Genomic DNA, 18,641 nt, shown 5'->3' on the forward strand with positions numbered 1-18,641 from the left:
GTCTGACCACTGTGCCAAGGGATCGATTCAAGGAACGTAGAGAGCACCATGTCCGACCACGATATTTTGAGTGACGCCGAGCGCGAGGCGCTGAGTGCCGTCATGCTGGAACCCGACCTGCCGCCGCAGCGTGTGTTGATCGTCGACGACGACAAGGACGCCCGCGAGCTGTTGTCGGAAATCCTGGCATTGGACGGCATCCACTGCATGACCGCCGCGAGTGGCGAAACCGCGCTCAAGATGCTGGAGACCAAGCCGTCCATCGGCCTTCTGATCACGGACCTGCGCATGGGCAATGTCGATGGCCTTGAACTGGTGCGCCTGGTGCGCGAGTCGGAGCGTGCGGCGCTGCCGATCATCATTGTGTCCGGCGACGCCGACGTGAAGGATGCCATCGAGGCGATGCACTTGAGCGTGGTGGATTTCCTGCTCAAGCCGATCGATACCGACAAGCTGCTGGGGCTGGTCAAGCATGAGTTGGGGATGGATCTCTAGACCGCTGTACTGGCTGGTTTTTTTGGCGAGGGAGCTTGCTCCCGCTCGACTGCGCAGCAGTCGCAAGTCCGCAGATTAAGGTTTCAAAATAGCTGAAAAGAAGGGCTGCTGCGCACCCCAGCGGGAGCAAGCGCCTTCGGCACAAAAGCAGTTAGGGATCGCAAATGAAAAAGCCCTGGTCTTTCGGCCAGGGCTTTTTCATTGCTCTACCGCTCAATCACAGCCCATTGGCGGCCTTGAACTCGCGTCGGCGACGGTGCAGCACCGGCTCGGTGTAGCCGTTTGGTTGCCGGGTGCCTTCGATCACCAGCTCGACCGCCGCCTGGAAGGCGATGTTGCTGTCGAAGTCCGGCGCCAGCGGGCGGTACAGCGGGTCGCTGGCGTTCTGGCGGTCCACGACCGGTGCCATGCGCTTGAGGCTTTCCATCACCTGCTCTTGCGTGACGATGCCGTGGCGCAACCAGTTGGCGATGTGCTGGCTGGAAATGCGCAGCGTCGCGCGGTCTTCCATCAGGCCGATGTCATTGATGTCCGGCACCTTGGAGCAGCCGACACCCTGGTCGATCCATCGCACCACGTAGCCAAGGATGCCCTGGGCGTTGTTGTCCAGTTCGTGTTTGATCTGCTCTGCCGTCCAGTTCGGGTTGACGGCCAGCGGGATGGTCAGGATGTCGTCAACCGAGGCGCGCGCACGCTTGGCCAGTTCGGCCTGGCGGGCGAACACGTCGACCTTGTGGTAGTGCAGCGCATGCAGCGCGGCGGCGGTCGGCGACGGAACCCAGGCGGTGTTGGCGCCGGCCATCGGGTGAGCGATCTTTTGTTCGAGCATCGCTGCCATCAGGTCCGGCATCGCCCACATGCCCTTGCCGATTTGCGCGCGGCCTTGCAAGCCGGTGCTCAAGCCGATATCGACGTTCCAGTTTTCATAGGCGCCGATCCACTTCTCGGCCTTCATGTCGGCCTTGCGCACCATCGGGCCGGCTTCCATGGAGGTGTGGATTTCGTCGCCGGTGCGGTCCAGGAAGCCGGTGTTGATGAACACCACGCGCTCGCTGGCAGCCTTGATGCAGGCCTTGAGGTTGACCGTGGTACGGCGCTCCTCGTCCATGATGCCGACCTTGAGCGTGTTGCGCGGCAGGTTCAACACGTCTTCGACGCGGCCGAACAGTTCGTTGGTGAACGCCACTTCTTCCGGGCCGTGCATCTTCGGCTTGACGATGTACACCGAACCGGTGCGGCTGTTGCGGCGCGAGGTGTTGCCGTTGAGGCTGTGGATCGCCGCGAGGCTGGTGACCAGCCCGTCGAGGATGCCTTCCGGCACTTCGTTGCCGTCCTTGTCCAGGATCGCGTCGATGGTCATCAGGTGACCGACGTTGCGCACGAACAGCAGCGAGCGACCGTGCAGCGTCAAGCCCGAACCGTCGACGGCGGTGTAGGCGCGGTCGGGGTTCATGGTGCGGGTGAAGGTCTGGCCGCCCTTGGCGACTTGCTCGGACAGGTCGCCTTTCATCAAGCCGAGCCAGTTGCGGTAGATCACCACTTTGTCATCGGCATCGACCGCGGCAACCGAGTCTTCGCAGTCCATGATGGTGGTCAGCGCGGCTTCCATCAGGATGTCTTTGACACCGGCGGCGTCGGTTTGGCCGACGGGGGTGCTGGCGTCGATCTGGATCTCGAAGTGCAGGCCGTTGTGTTTCAGCAGAACCGCGCTCGGCGCCGATATATCGCCTTGGAAACCGATCAGTTGGGCGTCGTCGCGCAGGCCGCTGTTGGCGCCGCCCTTGAGGGCCACCACCAGCTTGCCGTCGACGATTTTGTAGGCAGTGGAATCAACATGGGAGCCGGCCGCCAGGGGGGCCGCTTCGTCGAGAAATGCGCGGGCGAAGGCGATGACCTTGTCGCCGCGCACCTTGTTGTAGCCTTTGCCTTTTTCCGCGCCATCGGCTTCGCTGATGGCGTCGGTGCCGTACAACGCGTCGTACAACGAACCCCAGCGGGCGTTCGAGGCGTTGAGGGCGAAGCGGGCGTTCATCACCGGCACTACCAGTTGTGGGCCGGCCATGCGGGCGATTTCGTCATCGACGTTTTGAGTCGTGGCCTGGAAATCCGCCGCTTCTGGCAGCAGGTATCCAATGTCTTGCAGGAAGGCTTTGTAAGCCACGGCGTCGTGGGCCTGGCCGGCACGGGCCTGGTGCCAGGCGTCGATCCGTGCCTGGAAGTCGTCGCGTTTGGCGAGTAGGGCTTTGTTCTTCGGAGCCAGGTCATGGATGACCTTGTCGGCGCCGGCCCAGAATGCGTCGGCGGTGAGGCCGGTTCCGGGAATGGCTTCGTTATTAACGAAGTCGAACAGGACTTTGGCGACCTGCAGGCCACCGACTTGAACGTGTTCAGTCATTGCTTGCCTCACTCTGCTCAGCTATTTCGCTTTTCAGCTCTTCGATTTTGACAATGAAGCCTCGGGACATTTAAACCACAAACCCCTGAACCAGTACATGCCATCGCTGGCGGCTGGGTTGTTAAGCCTTGCTGGACGGGGCTTTCAGGGGTGCGACTGGCCTTAAGCAGACATCGGTACAACAGGATTGCCGCGATTATGTAGTGCTCGCTGGGGAATACTACATGATCATTTGCGCTTGTGAAAATTAGACTAATTGCGTCGTTCTGCGACCGACTAAAGCAGTACAGTCATTGCGCGGCATGGGATGTTCTCAAAAAACAGATAGATTGTTCCAGATAAATCTCAATAACTGTACACATTAACGAAAAATGCCCCGGCCGCGCTGTAGGCGGGCCTTGCCTATACTGTCTTCTCCATCCATAACAGGGCTGCGCCATGGACCATCTCGTCATTACTGTTTTCGCCCCGGACAAACCAGGGCAGGTCGAGCGAATCGCCCAATGCATCGCCGAACATGGCGGAAACTGGCTGGACAGCCGCATGTCCCACCTCGCCGGGCAGTTTGCCGGAATCCTGCGTCTCAGCGCCCCGGCCGAGTCCCATGAAGAGTTGATCGAAGCCTTGCAAGGCCTGTCGGCCCATGGCATTCGCGTGCTGATCGCCGAGAACGCGATCGAAGAATCCTGCACCTGGAAACCTATCGCGATGGAATTGGTGGGCAATGACCGTCCGGGTATCGTGCGCGACATCACTCGTCTGCTGAGCGAGCAGGGCGTGAACGTCGAGCGCTTGATCACCCAGGTGCGACCGGCACCGATGAGCAGCGAGTTGCTGTTTCATGCCGAGGCGATCCTTGGGGTGCCGTTGACCTTGTCGCTGGACACGCTGCAGGCATGCCTGGAAACCCTGGCCGATGAATTGATGGTTGAGTTGAAATTCAGCGACGAAACCTGACAGGTGTTATCCAAGGAAAAACTGCGCCTGCCTGTGGATAACCTGTAGAGACCTGGCGCCAGCCCAGGCCCGTCGGGCCTCAGCCAGCGATGATCAAAAAATCACCAGTTTTCAAGGGGTTGTGCACAAACGGCGGGGATCACGTTGTGGATAACCTTTGGAAGGATAAGCGCAGGCCACGCAAAACGTGGCCTGTAGAGGTGTGTGCGTTTTTTGATCAGCTGCGACGGCGCATGCCGATAACGGCATCGATGCTGTACACAGCCAAACCGGCCCAGATGAACAGGAACGCCATCAGCGTGCTGGAGGACAGGTGCTCGTCGAACAGCAGCACTGCGAGCAGCAGCACGAGGGTTGGGGCGATGTATTGCAGGAAACCCAGCGTGGTATAGGGCAGGTGTCGCGCCGCCGCGTTGAAGCACACCAATGGCACGAGCGTCACGGGGCCGGCCGCCACCAGCCACCACGCTTCGGACGTGGTCCAGAACGCGGCCTGGGCACTGGTGGCTGTCGGGTTGAACAACAGCCACGCGATGGCGATCGGCACCAGCATCCATGTTTCCACCACCAGCCCGGGCAAAGCCTTCACTGGTGCTTGCTTACGGATCAAGCCGTAGAAGCCAAAAGTCAGCGCCAGCACCAGCGATACCCACGGCAGGCTGCCCACCTGCCAGACCTGCTGGGCCACGCCAACCGCCGCCAGCCCTACGGCCACCCACTGCATGCGCCGCAGCCGCTCACCCAGGATCAACATGCCCAGCAACACGTTGACCAGCGGATTGATGTAGTAGCCAAGGCTGGCTTCAAGCATCCGACCATTATTCACAGCCCAGACATAGGTCAGCCAATTGGCCGCGATGAGCGTGCCGCTCAGGGCCAGAATAGCCAGCCGACGCGGATTGTCCCGCAACTCGCGCCACCAGCCAGGGTGTTTCCAGACCATCAGCAACGCCCCGCCGAACAAGGCCGACCAGAGTACTCGGTGGATGATGATTTCCACCGATGGGACGCTGGCGATGGCTTTGAAATAAATCGGGAACAGACCCCAGATGATGTAGGCGCTCAGGCCCAGGATGTACCCGCGACGCGGGTTGGCGGCTTGCATGCAGAATCCTTGCTTAGGCAGCTAACAAAAAATTGATTGTAAGGAGATTTGTCTGGTTGTGCAGCGAACCTTTCATTGCCGATCCCACAGGGATTTCCAGTGGCTTTGGGACCCAGCCCAATCAGAACAACTTCAGCGGCTCTTCATTGAGCGCCGCCAATTGCTCGCGCAATGCCAACACCTGGTCGCCCCAATAACGCTCACTGCCAAACCACGGGAAGCTTCGCGGAAACGCCGGATCATCCCAGCGGCGGGCCAGCCAGGCGCTGTAGTGCATCAGGCGCAGGGCACGCAGGGGTTCGATCAGTGCCAGTTCGCGCGGGTCGAAGTCATGGAATGCCTGATAGCCGTCCATTAATTCCGATAGCTGGCCCAGGCACTCCTGGCGATCCCCGGCGAGCATCATCCATAGATCCTGCACGGCCGGGCCCATGCGACAGTCATCCAGGTCGACGATGTGGAACACCTCGTCGCGGCACATCATGTTGCCGGGATGGCAATCGCCATGCATGCGGATGTTCTGATGGGGCGTGGCGGCGTAGACCTCTTCGACACGCTTGAGCAGATCCCTGGCCACCGACTCGTAGGCGGGTAGCAGGCTCGTGGGGACGAAACCACTTTGCAGTACCGTCTCCAGCGAGTCATGGCCGAAGTTCTTCACGCCCAGCGCTTCACGGTGCTCGAACGGGCGGGTGGCTCCGATCGCATGCAAGCGCCCGAGCAGTTGGCCCAGGCGATAGAGCTGATCGAGATTGCCCGGCTCCGGCGCTCGTCCACCTCGACGGGGAAACAGGGTGAAACGAAACCCTGCGTGCTCATGCAGGCTGGCGCCGTTGTGAATCAGCGGTGCCACCACCGGCACTTCGTGATCAGCCAGTTCGAAGGTGAAGCGGTGCTCTTCCAGGATGGCTTCGTTGGTCCAGCGCTGCGGACGATAAAACTTGGCGATCAGCGGTTCTGCATCTTCGATGCCCACTTGATAAACGCGGTTTTCGTAGCTGTTGAGGGCCAGCACCCGGGCATCACTGAGAAAGCCGATGCTTTCGACGGCATCCAGGACCAGGTCGGGCGTGAGGGTTTCAAACGGATGGGACATGCTGACTCCTGCGCAGCGGCAGGGCTGCCGCGTCCGGCCCAGCATGGTAGCGCAAAGCGGTCATGATGGGTCGGTAGGCATTGGGTCGCTCTTCGTGGCGAGGAAGCAAGCTCCCCCGCCAGGAAAGTGTCAGGCGCCGATGACGCCGCCGTCTTCGCGGGTAATCACCATCACCGAAGAGCGTGGCTTGCCGTTGGGCAGATGCTCGGGGAACGTCGAGCCGCCGTTTTCGCCTGGATGCTGGATGCCGACGAATATGGCCTTGTAGTCCGGGGCGAAACTGATCCCGGTGACTTCACAGCCCACCGGTCCGACCATGAAGCGGCGAATCTCACCGCTGTTGGGGTCGGCGCACAGCATCTGGTTGTTGCCCATTCCCGCAAAGTCCCCCGTGTTGCTGGAGTCGCCGTCGGTCTGGATCCACAGCCGCCCGCTCTTGTCGAAACCCAGGCCGTCAGGGCTGTTGAACATGTTTTGCGCGTTGACGTTGGACGATCCGGCCTTGGGCGTGCCGGCGTGTACCGTCGGGTTGCCGGCGACCACGAACAGGTCCCAGTCGAAGGTGTTGGCGGCGTGATCGTCGCGGTCGGTGCGCCAGCGCAGGATCTGCCCGTAGACGTTTTTCGCCCGGGGGTTGGGCCCGTCCACCGGCTGGCCGTCTTCGCCGCGCTTGGCGTTGTTGGTCAAGGTGCAATAGACCTGGCCGTCCTTGGGGCTTACCACGATCCACTCTGGGCGGTCCATGCGAGTGGCGCCAACGACGCTGGCGGCCAGTCGCGCATGGATCAGGACTTCGGCCTGGTCATTGAAGCCTTTTGCCGCGTCGAGGCCATTTTTGCCATGGGTCAGCTCGATCCACTGGCCTTTGCCTTTGGGATGGTCCGGATTGCCGTCGCCTGCGTCGAAGCGCGCCACGTACAAGGTGCCGTGGTCGAGCAGGTCGCGGTTGGCCTTGGCATTGCGGTGATCTATACGATCACGGCTAACGAATTTGTAGATGAATTCGCCACGCTCGTCGTCGCCCATGTACACCACCGCGCGACCGTCATCGGTCTGCGCCAGGGCGGCGTTTTCGTGTTTGAAGCGACCCAGGGCGGTGCGTTTCACCGGGGTGGATTTTGGATCGAACGGATCGATTTCCACCACCCAGCCGTGGCGATTGAGTTCGTTGGGGTTCTTCGCCAGATCGAAGCGAGGGTCGTGCAGGTGCCAGTTGATTTCGCGGCTGGTGACGGTAGCGCCGTAGCGCTTTTGACCGTCATCGAATTTCAGGTCGGGCTGGCTGCTGCCAAAGCAGTCGGTGAAGTTTTCTTCGCAGGTCAGGTAAGTGCCCCATGGCGTCATGCCGTTGGCGCAGTTCTGGAAGGTCCCCAGCACATTCTTGCCGCTCTTGTCGGCGAGGGTTTTCACCCAGTCGTGACCGGCAGCCGGGCCGCTCAGGCGAATCGGCGTGTTGCCATGAATCCTGCGGTTGTAGCGCGAGTCCTGGACGAACTGCCATTGGCCTTGACGACGCTCGATCTCGATCACCGACACGCCTTCGCTGGCCTGGGCCTTGTGCACTTCTTCGGCCGACTGCGGTTGGCCGCCGTGGGGGAAGAGGTAGCGGTAGTTGGTGTACTCATTGTTGATCGCCATCAGCGCCCGGTTTTCGTCGCCAGGGAACGGGAACAGGCTCATGCCGTCGTTGTTGTCGCCAAACTGCACTTCCTGGGCGCGGGCGGTGCCGTTGCCGCTGGGGTCGAAAGCCGGGGCGTTTTTCTGTAGCGGCTGGCCCCAACTGATCAACACCGAGGCCTTGTAGCCTGGTGGGAGGGTAATGGTGTCGGTCGTCGCGGCGGCAATGCTGTCGAAGCCCAGCATGCTTTTGTTGCCTTCGCTCACGGCGGCGGCCATGACGCTGCGGCTCAGCAGGTTGCCGCCCAGGAACATCGCCGCGCCGCACAGGGCACCCGCGCCGATGAAACGTCGACGGCTCAGGCCGACGATCTTTTCCAGATCGGTGGATTGGTTTTCTTCTAATAGGCTCATCATCGGGCTCCCTGCTGGTTTTGGCAGCCACCTTAAAGCGGGTCGATGACGATTTTGTTGCAGCGCTTTATAGGGGCGTGCCCAGCAGTACATTTGTCGAAGAAAACCGCACCTGCACCGGCGAATCGCAGGCCAGGTTGCGTTCGCCCAATTGAGACGGGGCGGCGAGGGCGCAAAGGGTCTGGCCGTTGGGCAGACCGATACGCACTTCGCTGGGGCCGTCTTCGGCGATGGCGATGTGTTCGATGATGCCGTGGAGCGTATTGGTCGACGGATCCTCCGGCTGATCGGAGGGGTACAGTTCCAGCCAGCCGGCCTTGATCAGCGCGACGACTTCGGTGCCGGTCTCCAGCTCCAACCGCTGCGTACTGTCATGAGTGATCTGCGCTTCGATGACCAGCCCGCGGGCCAGTTCAAGGCGAACACGATCGTTGTGGCCCTGGGCGGTGATATCGAGGACCTTGCCATGCAATTGGTTTCGGGCGCTGGTGCGCAGCATCAGGCGACCGAGCAAGCCCAGGTCGCCTGCGTCCTCGCTCGCTTCCAGAAGCTGCGCCTGCAAGGTTTGCAGGCGCTGGTAAAGACGCAGCACGCGCTGGCCTTCCTCCGACAGCTTTGCACCGCCTCCGCCCTTGCCACCAACGCTGCGCTCGACCAGTGGCCGGTCGGCCAGGTTATTCAACTCATCGATCGCGTCCCATGCCGCTTTGTAGCTCAGCCCGGCGCTCTTGGCCGCCCGAGTGATCGAGCCCTGCTCGGCGATGTGCTGCAACAGCGCGATGCGTTGTGGTCGGCGGACGATGTGTTGGGTCAGGAGCGTAGGCAATGACATGACGGAAACTGCGCGGGATCGAAGCAAGGACGTTGGCGCCTCGGCGCCCGCGCGTCAAGCCGGGTCGCCGGGTTTCGGCGTGCGAGCCAGGCAATACACATCGACCCGGGCGGCGCCGGCTTCGAGTAGCAGATGCGCAAGCGTCTGGGCCGTCGCGCCTGTGGTGAGCACATCGTCCACCAGCGCCAGGTGACGGTTTGCCAAGGTTGCGTCGGGCGTCAGGGCGAAGGCATGGCGCAGGTTTCGACGTCTTGCCGGGGCGTCGAGGGCTTGTTGTGCAGGCGTGTCCTGGATGCGCTGCAACAGGTTTTCTTCGCAAGGGATGTGCAGCGGCCCGCTGAGCCAGCGGGCCAGCAATGTCGCCTGGTTGAACCCGCGTTGGCGCAGTCGACGAGCCGCCAGCGGTACCGGCACCAGCGCATCGGGTCGCTCCAGCCCTTCATCGAAATGATGTTGGACCGACTGCGCCAACAGTTCGCCAAGCAAACGGCCAAGCGGCCACTTGGCCTGATGCTTGAAGCGGGTGACCAGCGTGTCCACGGGAAAGTCATAGACCCATGGCGCCACGACCCGTTCGAAGGCCGGCGGTCGCGTGGCGCATTGTCCACAGCGGAGCCCGGCCATCGGCAGCGGAAGCGCACAGACGCTGCATTGATCGCCGAGCCAGGGCAACTCGCTTTCGCACGGCGTGCAGATGGGTTGCGGTGTGTCGGTGGATTCGCCGCACAGCAGACAGGTCTGTTTGTTTTTTAACCAGATGTAAACCGGTGTTGTGTGTCGTGGTTGACAGCGCATGACTCTTCCTTAAATATGCCGAACATCCGTGTCGCGCCTGTGGGTATTCGATTTCCCCCGGGCGCCAGCCAAGCATAATCAAGGAAATGCCCATGAGCGCCAGCACCACTGCCAACCTGCGTCATGACTGGTCTTTGGCCGAAGTCAAAGCACTCTTTGTCCAGCCATTCAATGATCTGTTGTTCCAGGCGCAGACCGTGCACCGCGCGCACTTCGACGCCAACCGCGTCCAGGTTTCCACGCTGCTGTCGATCAAAACCGGCGCTTGCCCGGAAGATTGCAAATATTGTCCGCAGTCCGGCCACTACAACACCGGGCTGGAAAAAGAGAAATTGCTCGAAGTGCAGAAGGTCCTCGAAGAGGCGGCGCGCGCCAAGGCCATCGGTTCGACCCGATTCTGCATGGGCGCGGCGTGGAAGCATCCGTCGGCCAAGGACATGCCTTACGTGCTGGAGATGGTCAAGGGCGTGAAGGCCATGGGGCTGGAAACCTGCATGACCCTCGGACGCCTCGACCAGGAGCAGACCGAAGCGCTGGCCCAGGCTGGCCTGGATTACTACAACCACAACCTGGACACCTCGCCTGAGTTCTACGGCAGCATCATCACCACCCGCACCTACAGCGAGCGCCTGCAGACCCTGGCCTATGTACGGGATTCGGGGATGAAAATCTGCTCCGGCGGCATCCTGGGCATGGGCGAATCCCTGGACGACCGTGCCAACCTGCTGATCCAACTGGCAAACCTGCCGGAGCACCCGGAATCGGTGCCGATCAACATGCTGGTCAAGGTCGCCGGCACGCCGCTGGAAAATGCCGAGGACGTCGATCCGTTCGATTTCATCCGCATGCTCGCCGTGGCGCGGATCATGATGCCCCAATCCCATGTACGTCTTTCCGCCGGCCGTGAAGCGATGAACGAGCAAATGCAGGCCCTGGCATTTTTTGCCGGCGCCAACTCGATTTTCTATGGCGACAAGCTGTTGACGACCGCCAACCCGCAAGCCGATAAGGATATGCAGTTGTTCGCACGCCTGGGCATCCAACCCGAAGCCCGCGAAGAACACGCTGACGAAGTGCACCAGGCGGCCATTGAACAGGCATTGGTGGAGCAGAAGAGCAGCGAGCAGTTTTATAACGCCGCTGTTTGATCGCTCGGCAATTCCCCTGATTGGAAGCAGGACACTGTGGGAACGAGCCTGCTCGCGATAGCGATGCAACATTCAACATTCATGTCGACTGGTACACCGCAATCGCGAGCAGGCTCGCTACCAAAAAGGTCCTGGGCCAATCCATAGACAGTTGAGGCCTGCATGCCCTTCGATCTCGCCGCACGCCTGGCTGCCCGTCGTGCCGAAAATCTATATCGCCAGCGACCGCTGCTCGAGAGCCCCCAGGGCCCGGAAGTCGTAGTGGACGGCCAGCCGTTGTTGGCGTTCTGCAACAACGACTACCTGGGCCTGGCCAATCACCCGCAAGTGATCGAGGCCTGGCGCGACGGCGCAGCGCGCTGGGGCGTCGGCGGTGGAGCGTCCCACCTGGTGGTCGGCCACAGCGCGCCTCACCACGCCTTGGAAGAAGCCCTGGCCGAGCTGACCGGCCGGCCGCGGGCGTTGCTGTTCACCACCGGCTACATGGCCAACCTTGGCGCGGTCACTGCCTTGGTGGGGCAGGGCGACACCGTGCTGGAGGATCGCCTCAACCACGCCTCGTTGCTCGATGCCGGGCTGTTATCCGGCGCGCGCTTCAATCGTTATCTGCACAACGATGCCCGAAGCCTGGCCCAGCGTTTGGAGAAAGCCATTGGCAACACGCTGGTGGTGACCGATGGTGTTTTCAGCATGGACGGGGATGTCGCGGATTTGCCGGCGCTCGCCCGCGAAGCCAAGACCAAGGGCGCCTGGCTGATGGTGGATGATGCCCACGGCTTCGGCACGCTGGGCGGTACCGGCGGCGGTGTCGTCGAACATTTCGGCATGAGCCAGGAAGACGTGCCCGTGCTGGTCGGCACGCTGGGCAAGGCGTTTGGCACCGCCGGCGCCTTTGTGGCGGGCAGTGAGGAACTGATCGAAAGCCTGGTCCAGTTCGCCCGGCCCTACATCTACACCACCAGCCAGCCACCCGCTTTGGCCTGCGCCACGCTCAGGAGCCTTGAACTGCTGCGCAGTGAGCATTGGCGGCGAGAACATCTGAGGCAGTTGATCAGCCAGTTCCGCCAGGGTGCCGAGCAGATCGGCTTGCGCTTGATGGACAGTTTCACCCCGATCCAACCCATCCTGATCGGTGATGCGGGGCGGGCGATGGAGCTGTCCCGGATGCTGCGCGAGCGCGGGCTGATGGTAACGGCGATCCGGCCGCCCACCGTGCCGGCCGGTAGCGCCCGCCTGCGGGTCACCTTGACCGCCGCCCACAGCGAGGCCCAGGTCCAGCTATTGTTGGATGCATTGGCCGATTGTTATGCAAGGCTGGGACCGGAGCCAAACCATGCGTGATCGATTGATCTTGTTGCCAGGATGGGGCCTGGGTACTTCGCCCCTCGAACCGTTGGCCGCTGCGCTGCGAGGGCTCGATGAGCACTTGCAGGTGGAAATCGAACCCTTGCCCGCTTTGGCGTCGAGTGCGCTCGATGATTGGCTCGATGAGTTGGATGCTGCGTTGCCCCAGGATGCCTGGCTGGGAGGCTGGTCCCTGGGCGGCATGTTGGCCGCGGAACTGGCCGCGCGCCGGGGCGAGCGCTGCTGCGGCTTGCTGACCTTGGCCAGTAATGTGTCTTTCGTGGCCCATGAACAATGGCCGGGGGCGATGGCCCCAGAAATATTCGATGGGTTTCTTGCCGGGTGTGTTGCCGATCCGCGCCAGACGCTCAAGCGCTTCAGTTTGCTGTGCGCCCAAGGGTGCGACGACCCACGCGGGTTGTCGCGATTGCTGCTCGGCGGTGCACCGAACACCGCGCCTGACGTGTTGATGGCCGGGCTCGAATTATTGGCGCAACTCGATACCCGGGCTGCGTTGCAGGGCTTTCGCGGTCCTCAGCTGCATTTGTTTGCCGGGCTCGATGCCTTGGTGCCGGCCGAAGCGGCGGGCGAGTTGCTGGCGTTGCTGCCGGATGTCGAAATCGGCCTGATTGAACAGGCCGGCCACGGATTTCTGCTGGAGGATCCCCACGGCGTGGCGGGGGCGATCCAGGCTTTCTTGCATGAGTCCGGTGATGACTGACTTATCCGTTGTGAAGCTACCGGGTGCTTTGCCTGATAAACGTCAGGTAGCGGCCTCGTTTTCCCGGGCGGCGGCCAGTTATGACAGTGTTGCCGAGCTACAGCGCGATGTAGGCGGGCAATTGCTCGGGCGCTTGCCTTCGTCGCTCGATCCACAGCGCTGGTTGGACCTGGGCTGCGGCACGGGCTATTTCACCCGAGCGCTGGGCGCGCGGTTCGGCGAGGATGCGGGCCTGGCGCTGGATATCGCCGAGGGGATGCTCATCCATGCCCGCCCGCAGGGCGGTGCTGCGCATTTTATCGCTGGGGATGCGGAGCGTTTGCCTTTGCACTCGGCGAGCTGCGACTTGGTTTTTTCCAGCCTCGCGGTGCAGTGGTGCGATGATTTCGCCTCGGTGTTGCGCGAGGCCCATCGTGTTTTGAGGCCGGGTGGACTGTTTGCCTTTACTAGTCTGTGTGTCGGCACGTTGTACGAACTGCGCGACAGTTGGCGTCAGGTGGATGGCTTGGTACACGTCAACCGTTTCCGTGATTTCGAGACTTATCGACAGTTATGCGCAAGCAGTGGTTTGAACGTCCTAAGTCTGGAAAATCAGCCCCACGTCTTGCATTACCCGGATGTACGTAGCCTGACCCACGAATTGAAAGCATTGGGCGCCCATAATCTGAATCCCGGCCGTCCCGGTGGGTTGACGGGCAGGGCACGGATCCTGGCGCTGGTTGAAGCCTATGAACAGTTTCGCCAGGTCCAGGGCCTGCCCGCGACTTACCAGGCGGTCTACGCCGTGTTGGAGAAACCGCTATGAGCCAGGCTTATTTCATCACCGGCACCGATACCGATGTGGGCAAGACCACCGTGGCGGCGGGCCTGCTGCACGCGGCGCGCCAGGCCGGCATGAGCACGGCCGCCGGAAAACCGGTGGCTTCCGGTTGCGACGTGACGCCCAAAGGGCTGCGCAACGCCGATGCCTTGGCCTTGTTGGCCGAATGCTCGGTGCCGTTGAGTTATGCACAGGTCAATCCGGTGGCGTTCGAACCAGCCATTGCGCCGCACCTCGCCGCCCGGGAGGCGGGCGTCGCGCTCACGGTGCAGTCGCTGCTGGGGCCGATGCGTGAAGTGCTGGCGCTGGGCGCCGATTTCACCCTGATCGAGGGCGCGGGCGGTTGGCGCGTGCCGCTGGCCGGCCAGGACAATCTGTCCGACCTGGCGATTGCGCTGGGCTTGCCCGTCATCCTGGTGGTGGGCGTGCGCCTGGGCTGCATCAGCCACGCCTTGTTGACCGCCGAAGCAATCGCCCGCGACGGCTTGCAACTGGCCGGATGGGTGGCGAACATCATCGATCCGGCCACCTCACGCCTGGAAGAAAACCTGGCAACCCTGGCCGAGCGCCTCCCGGCGCCTTGCCTGGGCAGGGTGGCGCGGATCCAGAGCGTAACCGCCGAGGCTGTGGCCGGGCACCTGCAGATGGACCTGTTGGACTGACGACTTGCCAAGGTTTTGCCTATGACAAGGCACTGTGCCATTAGTGTTTTTGTCGGGCCTTTTGCCAAGCCTTCTGGTTCAATGCCAGTGCCGACCCTTTCAAGAAAACGAGCCCCGCCATGGAAATCTCAGGAAATACCGCGTTCTACGCCGGTCTGAGCACGATTCAGACAGGGCAGAACCGTGTCGACCAGGCTTCCAGCCAGATCGCCAACAACACGATCGAGCGTTCGGTCACCAGCCAATCCTCCGAAGTCCAGGTCGATCGCCTGCGCTCGGTGGATCGCAGCCGGCAATCGGACCTGGCCAGCAACATGGTGGACATGGCCCAAGGCAAGTTCCAGGTCCAATTGGGCGTGAACGTCGCCAAGGCTTCCGACGAAATGCTCGGCACTTTGATCAACACATTTGCCTGATCCGACCCGACACGGACTTTGAAAACGCCGCGATAATCGCGGCGTTTTTGTCTCTAACTCCTTCTCCCTCAACTAATCTTTCCCTGCGCGTCCTGCGCACAATTCATAGCGATGGATTTCTCTCGTCCCGAACGCCTGCTAATCGATGACGAATGGCAAAAGATCGATGCTTGACAAGTTTTGGGCGTAAACGTATGTTTCAAACAACTGTTTGACCGCTACAACAAATCCGCGCGGTCGTTCATCCCCGGTTACATCAGCAGAGGTTTATCGCTATGCCTGACTACAAGGCCCCCTTGCGTGATATTCGCTTCGTTCGTGACGAACTGCTCGGCTACGAAGCGCATTATCAGAGCCTTCCGGCTTGCCAGGACGCAACTCCAGACATGGTTGACGCCATTCTCGAAGAAGGCGCCAAGTTTTGTGAGCAGGTGCTGGCACCGCTGAACCGCGTGGGTGACCTTGAGGGTTGCACCTGGAGCGAGTCCGGCGTGAAAACTCCGACCGGCTTCAAGGAAGCCTACAAGCAGTTCGTCGAAGGCGGCTGGCCAAGCCTGGCCCATGACGTCGAGCACGGCGGCCAAGGCCTGCCGGAGTCCCTGGGCCTGGCGGTCAGCGAGATGGTCGGTGAAGCCAACTGGTCGTGGGGCATGTACCCAGGCTTGTCCCATGGCGCGATGAACACCATTTCCGAACACGGCACGCCCGAGCAGCAAGAGGCGTACCTGACCAAGCTGGTGTCCGGCGAATGGACCGGCACCATGTGCCTGACCGAACCTCACTGCGGCACCGACCTGGGTATGCTGCGCACCAAGGCCGAACCTCAGGCCGACGGTTCCTACAAAGTGACCGGCACCAAGATTTTCATCTCGGCTGGCGAACACGACATGGCCGACAACATTGTCCACATCGTGCTGGCACGCCTGCCGGATGCACCCGCCGGCACCAAGGGCATCTCGCTGTTCATCGTTCCAAAATTCCTGCCGAACGCCGACGGCACCGTCGGCCAGCGCAACGCCGTGAGCTGTGGTTCCCTGGAACACAAGATGGGCATCCACGGCAACGCCACCTGCGTGATGAACTTCGACGCGGCCACCGGTTTCCTGATCGGCCCGGCGAACAAGGGCCTGAACTGCATGTTCACCTTCATGAACACCGCACGCCTGGGCACTGCGCTGCAAGGCCTGGCCCACGCCGAGATCGGCTTCCAGGGCGGCCTGAAATATGCCCGTGATCGCCTGCAAATGCGTTCTTTGACCGGCCCGAAAGCGCCAGACAAGGCCGCCGACCCGATCATCGTGCACCCTGACGTGCGCCGCATGCTGTTGACTATGAAGGCCTTCGCCGAGGGCAACCGGGCGATGGTGTACTTCACCGCCAAGCAGGTGGATATCGTCAAGTACGGCGTGGATGAAGAAGAGAAGAAGAAAGCCGATGCGCTGCTGGCGTTCATGACGCCGATCGCCAAGGCCTTCATGACCGAAGTCGGCTTCGAATCGGCCAACCATGGCGTGCAGATCTACGGCGGCCACGGCTTCATCGCCGAGTGGGGCATGGAGCAGAACGTTCGCGACAGCCGCATCTCGATGCTGTACGAAGGCACCACCGGCATTCAGGCGCTCGACCTGCTGGGCCGTAAAGTCCTGATGACCCAGGGCGAAGCGCTCAAGGGCTTCACCAAGATCGTCCACAAGTTCTGCCAGGGCAACGAAGGCAACGAAGCGGTCAAGGAGTTCGTCGAACCCCTGGCTGCGCTGAACAAAGAATGGGGCGAGCTGACCATGAAGGTTGGCATGGCGGCCATGAAGGATCGCGAAGAAGTCGGCGCGGCCTCGGTGGATTACCTGATGTACTCCGGTTACGCCTGCCTGGCCTATTTCTGGGCCGACATGGCGCGTCTGGCAGCGGAAAAACTCGCAGCCGGCACCACCGAAGAAGCGTTCTACACCGCCAAGCTGCAGACCGCGCGCTTCTACTTCCAGCGCATCCTGCCGCGTACCCGCACCCATGTTGCGGCCATGTTGTCGGGCGCCAACAACCTGATGGACATGAAAGAAGAAGATTTCGCGCTGGGCTACTAAGCCTTAGGCGATTCTCCACAAGCCGCTGCTTCTTCGGGAGTAGCGGCTTTTTCATGCCTGCCATAACCCCAATCAAGGCCTTCGACGAACCCGTGGCGAGGGAGCTTGCTCCCGCTGGGCTGCGAAGCGGCCCCAAACCTGCCGAATGCGAGCATCAGACACACCGCACCCGCCGGTTTACGACTGCTTCGCAGCCGAGCGGGAGCAAGCTCTCTCGCCACGGGGATTTATAGCGATCCTGAAACAATATTCATCCAACAAAGCCTTAAGAAAACTCCGGCCTCTGCCGTTACAGCGATGGCAGTGTGACATCGGTCACACAGCGCAGGCACAATGCCATCCTTGATCAGCCGGGTCGGAGCTTACCCTTGCCGCGTTCTTCCGCTGTACGTCTCAGCCATTTCCTACCGTCACTGTTGCTGTTGTTGGCAGGGCTCGCGGCTGCCTACGTCAAGGATCTCAACGTATTCTTTACCTCCCTGTTCAATGTGCTTCCTACATTGGTATTGCTACTGGGGGGCGCGTATTGCTCCGTTTACCGGCGCCAGCGTGAGCTGTTTCTGATGGTCACGGTGTACATCGCCTACTTCCTGCTGGACACCCAAACCGATTTCTACCGCGATAACGGTAAGGTGCGTGAAGACGCGGCGGTGGTGTTCCATCTCGTCTGCTTGTTGCTGCCGCTGTTGTTCGGGCTGTTCGCGGCGTGGCAGGAGCGCACCCATCTGTTCCAGGACATGGTGGCGCGGTTCGCGGTGTTGCTGGTTTTCGGCAGCGTGGCGCTGGCCCTGGAGCAAAGTTTCCCCCAGGCCTTGTTGTTGTGGCTTTCGGAGATCCGCTGGCCCGCGTTGCACGGCGCCTGGATGAGCCTGATCCAATTGTCCTACCCTATGTTCGCCGCCGCGTTCCTGCTGCTGGCCTGGCAATACTGGCGTAACCCCCGGCCTCTGCACGCGGCGCAACTGGTGGGGCTGCTGGGATTGTTCTGGATGCTGCCGAAAACCTTCATCTTGCCGTTCACCCTGAACATCATGTGCAGCCAGGTGATGCTGATGATTGCCGCCGCGGTCGCCCACGAGGCGTATCAAATGGCGTTCCGCGACGAGCTCACCGGCCTGCCGGGACGTCGTGCCTTGAATGAGCGCATGCAGCGCCTGGGGCGCAATTACGTATTGGCGATGAGCGACGTGGACCATTTCAAGAAGTTCAACGACACCCACGGCCACGACGTCGGCGATCAAGTGCTGCGCCTGGTGGCCAGCAAGCTGTCGAAAATCGGCGGGGGCGGTAGGGCTTATCGCTATGGTGGTGAGGAATTTGCGCTGGTGTTCGCCGGTAAAACCATTGATGAGTGCATGCCCCATCTGGAAGTCATCCGTCAGTCCATAGAGACCTACGCTATTCAATTGCGTAATTCCGACAGTCGCCCCCAGGACGATCAGCAAGGGCGCCAGCGTCGCTCGGGCGCTGGCGCCTCCAGCGTATCGGTAACCGTCAGCATCGGCGTGGCCGAGCGAATCGAGCAGCGTACGCCCGAAGAGGTGCTCAAATCGGCGGACCAGGCGCTGTATAACGCCAAGGGCGCGGGGCGAAACTGTGTGGTCGCCTTCGGGCAGAGTCGTCGTGGTGCGGTGCGCATGGAGGCCGCCGCGGGTTGAGTGATGATGGCGCATTCAGCGTCTGGACTGTGATTGTGGGCCCCGGTGGCCGGCAGTAGGTTTAAACGATCTGCTACCGGAGAAA

At 61.5% G+C, this 18,641-nt stretch carries 16 protein-coding genes; 10 read left to right on the plus strand and 6 right to left on the minus strand.

All coding sequences use genetic code 11. From position 1 onward, the window contains the following. Positions 1–48 precede the first annotated feature (48 nt). A complete protein-coding gene (locus tag J3P92_RS02670) occupies positions 49–495 on the plus strand; it encodes a response regulator (protein WP_060740319.1) in 447 nt (148 codons plus the stop codon). Positions 496–712: 217 nt separating this feature from the next. Here the strand turns inward: J3P92_RS02670 and J3P92_RS02675 are convergent, their stop codons facing one another. Next, entirely contained in the window at positions 713–2,890 is a 2,178-nt protein-coding gene (locus J3P92_RS02675) for a malate synthase G (RefSeq protein WP_434649842.1), read from the minus strand. Between the two features lie 438 nt (positions 2,891–3,328). Here J3P92_RS02675 and J3P92_RS02680 point away from each other — a divergent pair, with 438 nt between their 5' ends. After that, the gene (locus tag J3P92_RS02680) at positions 3,329–3,847 is read left to right on the plus strand and encodes a glycine cleavage system protein R (RefSeq protein WP_420764915.1); all 519 of its coding nucleotides are present in this window, start codon (positions 3,329–3,331) and stop codon (positions 3,845–3,847) included. A gap of 217 nt (positions 3,848–4,064) precedes the next feature. Here J3P92_RS02680 and rarD read toward each other — a convergent pair whose 3' ends face one another. The 5 genes from rarD to J3P92_RS02705 all read right to left on the minus strand — a co-directional run bounded on the left by rarD (position 4,065) and on the right by J3P92_RS02705 (position 9,706). After that, positions 4,065–4,952 carry an EamA family transporter RarD gene (gene rarD, locus J3P92_RS02685; protein WP_434609165.1) on the minus strand — a complete coding sequence of 296 codons (888 nt, stop codon included), beginning with the start codon at positions 4,950–4,952 and terminating at the stop codon, positions 4,065–4,067. A gap of 121 nt (positions 4,953–5,073) precedes the next feature. Continuing rightward, a complete protein-coding gene (locus J3P92_RS02690; protein ID WP_434649844.1) occupies positions 5,074–6,048 on the minus strand; it encodes a serine/threonine protein kinase in 975 nt (324 codons plus the stop codon). Positions 6,049–6,177: 129 nt separating this feature from the next. Continuing rightward, the gene (locus J3P92_RS02695; RefSeq protein ID WP_434561951.1) at positions 6,178–8,079 is read right to left on the minus strand and encodes a PhoX family protein; all 1,902 of its coding nucleotides are present in this window, start codon (positions 8,077–8,079) and stop codon (positions 6,178–6,180) included. A gap of 67 nt (positions 8,080–8,146) precedes the next feature. Continuing rightward, on the minus strand, positions 8,147–8,911 hold the full coding sequence (locus tag J3P92_RS02700; protein ID WP_420764911.1) for a TOBE domain-containing protein: 765 nt from the start codon (positions 8,909–8,911) through the stop codon (positions 8,147–8,149). Positions 8,912–8,965: 54 nt separating this feature from the next. Then, a complete protein-coding gene (locus J3P92_RS02705) occupies positions 8,966–9,706 on the minus strand; it encodes a double zinc ribbon domain-containing protein (protein ID WP_434649847.1) in 741 nt (246 codons plus the stop codon). 92 nt (positions 9,707–9,798) lie between these two features. Between J3P92_RS02705 and bioB the strand changes: the two genes are divergently transcribed. The 8 genes from bioB (at position 9,799) to J3P92_RS02745 (ending at position 18,556) form a co-directional block, all read left to right on the plus strand. Next, entirely contained in the window at positions 9,799–10,854 is a 1,056-nt protein-coding gene (bioB, locus tag J3P92_RS02710; RefSeq protein WP_434561957.1) for a biotin synthase BioB, read from the plus strand. 162 nt (positions 10,855–11,016) lie between these two features. After that, on the plus strand, positions 11,017–12,195 hold the full coding sequence (gene bioF / locus J3P92_RS02715) for an 8-amino-7-oxononanoate synthase (RefSeq protein WP_434649849.1): 1,179 nt from the start codon (positions 11,017–11,019) through the stop codon (positions 12,193–12,195). Then, positions 12,188–12,919, plus strand: coding sequence for an alpha/beta fold hydrolase (locus J3P92_RS02720; protein ID WP_434649851.1), 732 nt, complete (start codon positions 12,188–12,190; stop codon positions 12,917–12,919). Before bioF ends, J3P92_RS02720 begins: the two co-directional genes overlap by 8 nt. Next, positions 12,912–13,724, plus strand: coding sequence for a malonyl-ACP O-methyltransferase BioC (gene bioC, locus J3P92_RS02725; RefSeq protein WP_434609174.1), 813 nt, complete (start codon positions 12,912–12,914; stop codon positions 13,722–13,724). Before J3P92_RS02720 ends, bioC begins: the two co-directional genes overlap by 8 nt. Continuing rightward, positions 13,721–14,401, plus strand: a complete 681-nt coding sequence (gene bioD, locus J3P92_RS02730; protein WP_420764905.1) for a dethiobiotin synthase — start codon at positions 13,721–13,723, stop codon at positions 14,399–14,401. Before bioC ends, bioD begins: the two co-directional genes overlap by 4 nt. Positions 14,402–14,520: 119 nt before the next feature. After that, the gene (locus J3P92_RS02735) at positions 14,521–14,817 is read left to right on the plus strand and encodes a pyrroloquinoline quinone biosynthesis protein PqqE (protein WP_434649853.1); all 297 of its coding nucleotides are present in this window, start codon (positions 14,521–14,523) and stop codon (positions 14,815–14,817) included. A 275-nt stretch (positions 14,818–15,092) separates the two neighbouring features. Next, positions 15,093–16,898, plus strand: coding sequence for a phenylacyl-CoA dehydrogenase (locus tag J3P92_RS02740; RefSeq protein ID WP_420764903.1), 1,806 nt, complete (start codon positions 15,093–15,095; stop codon positions 16,896–16,898). Between the two features lie 368 nt (positions 16,899–17,266). Next, a complete protein-coding gene (locus tag J3P92_RS02745; RefSeq protein ID WP_420764902.1) occupies positions 17,267–18,556 on the plus strand; it encodes a GGDEF domain-containing protein in 1,290 nt (429 codons plus the stop codon). Positions 18,557–18,641 lie beyond the last annotated feature (85 nt).

It is taken from the genome of Pseudomonas sp. D3-27 (assembly GCF_051132165.1).
Lineage (GTDB): Bacteria > Pseudomonadota > Gammaproteobacteria > Pseudomonadales > Pseudomonadaceae > Aquipseudomonas.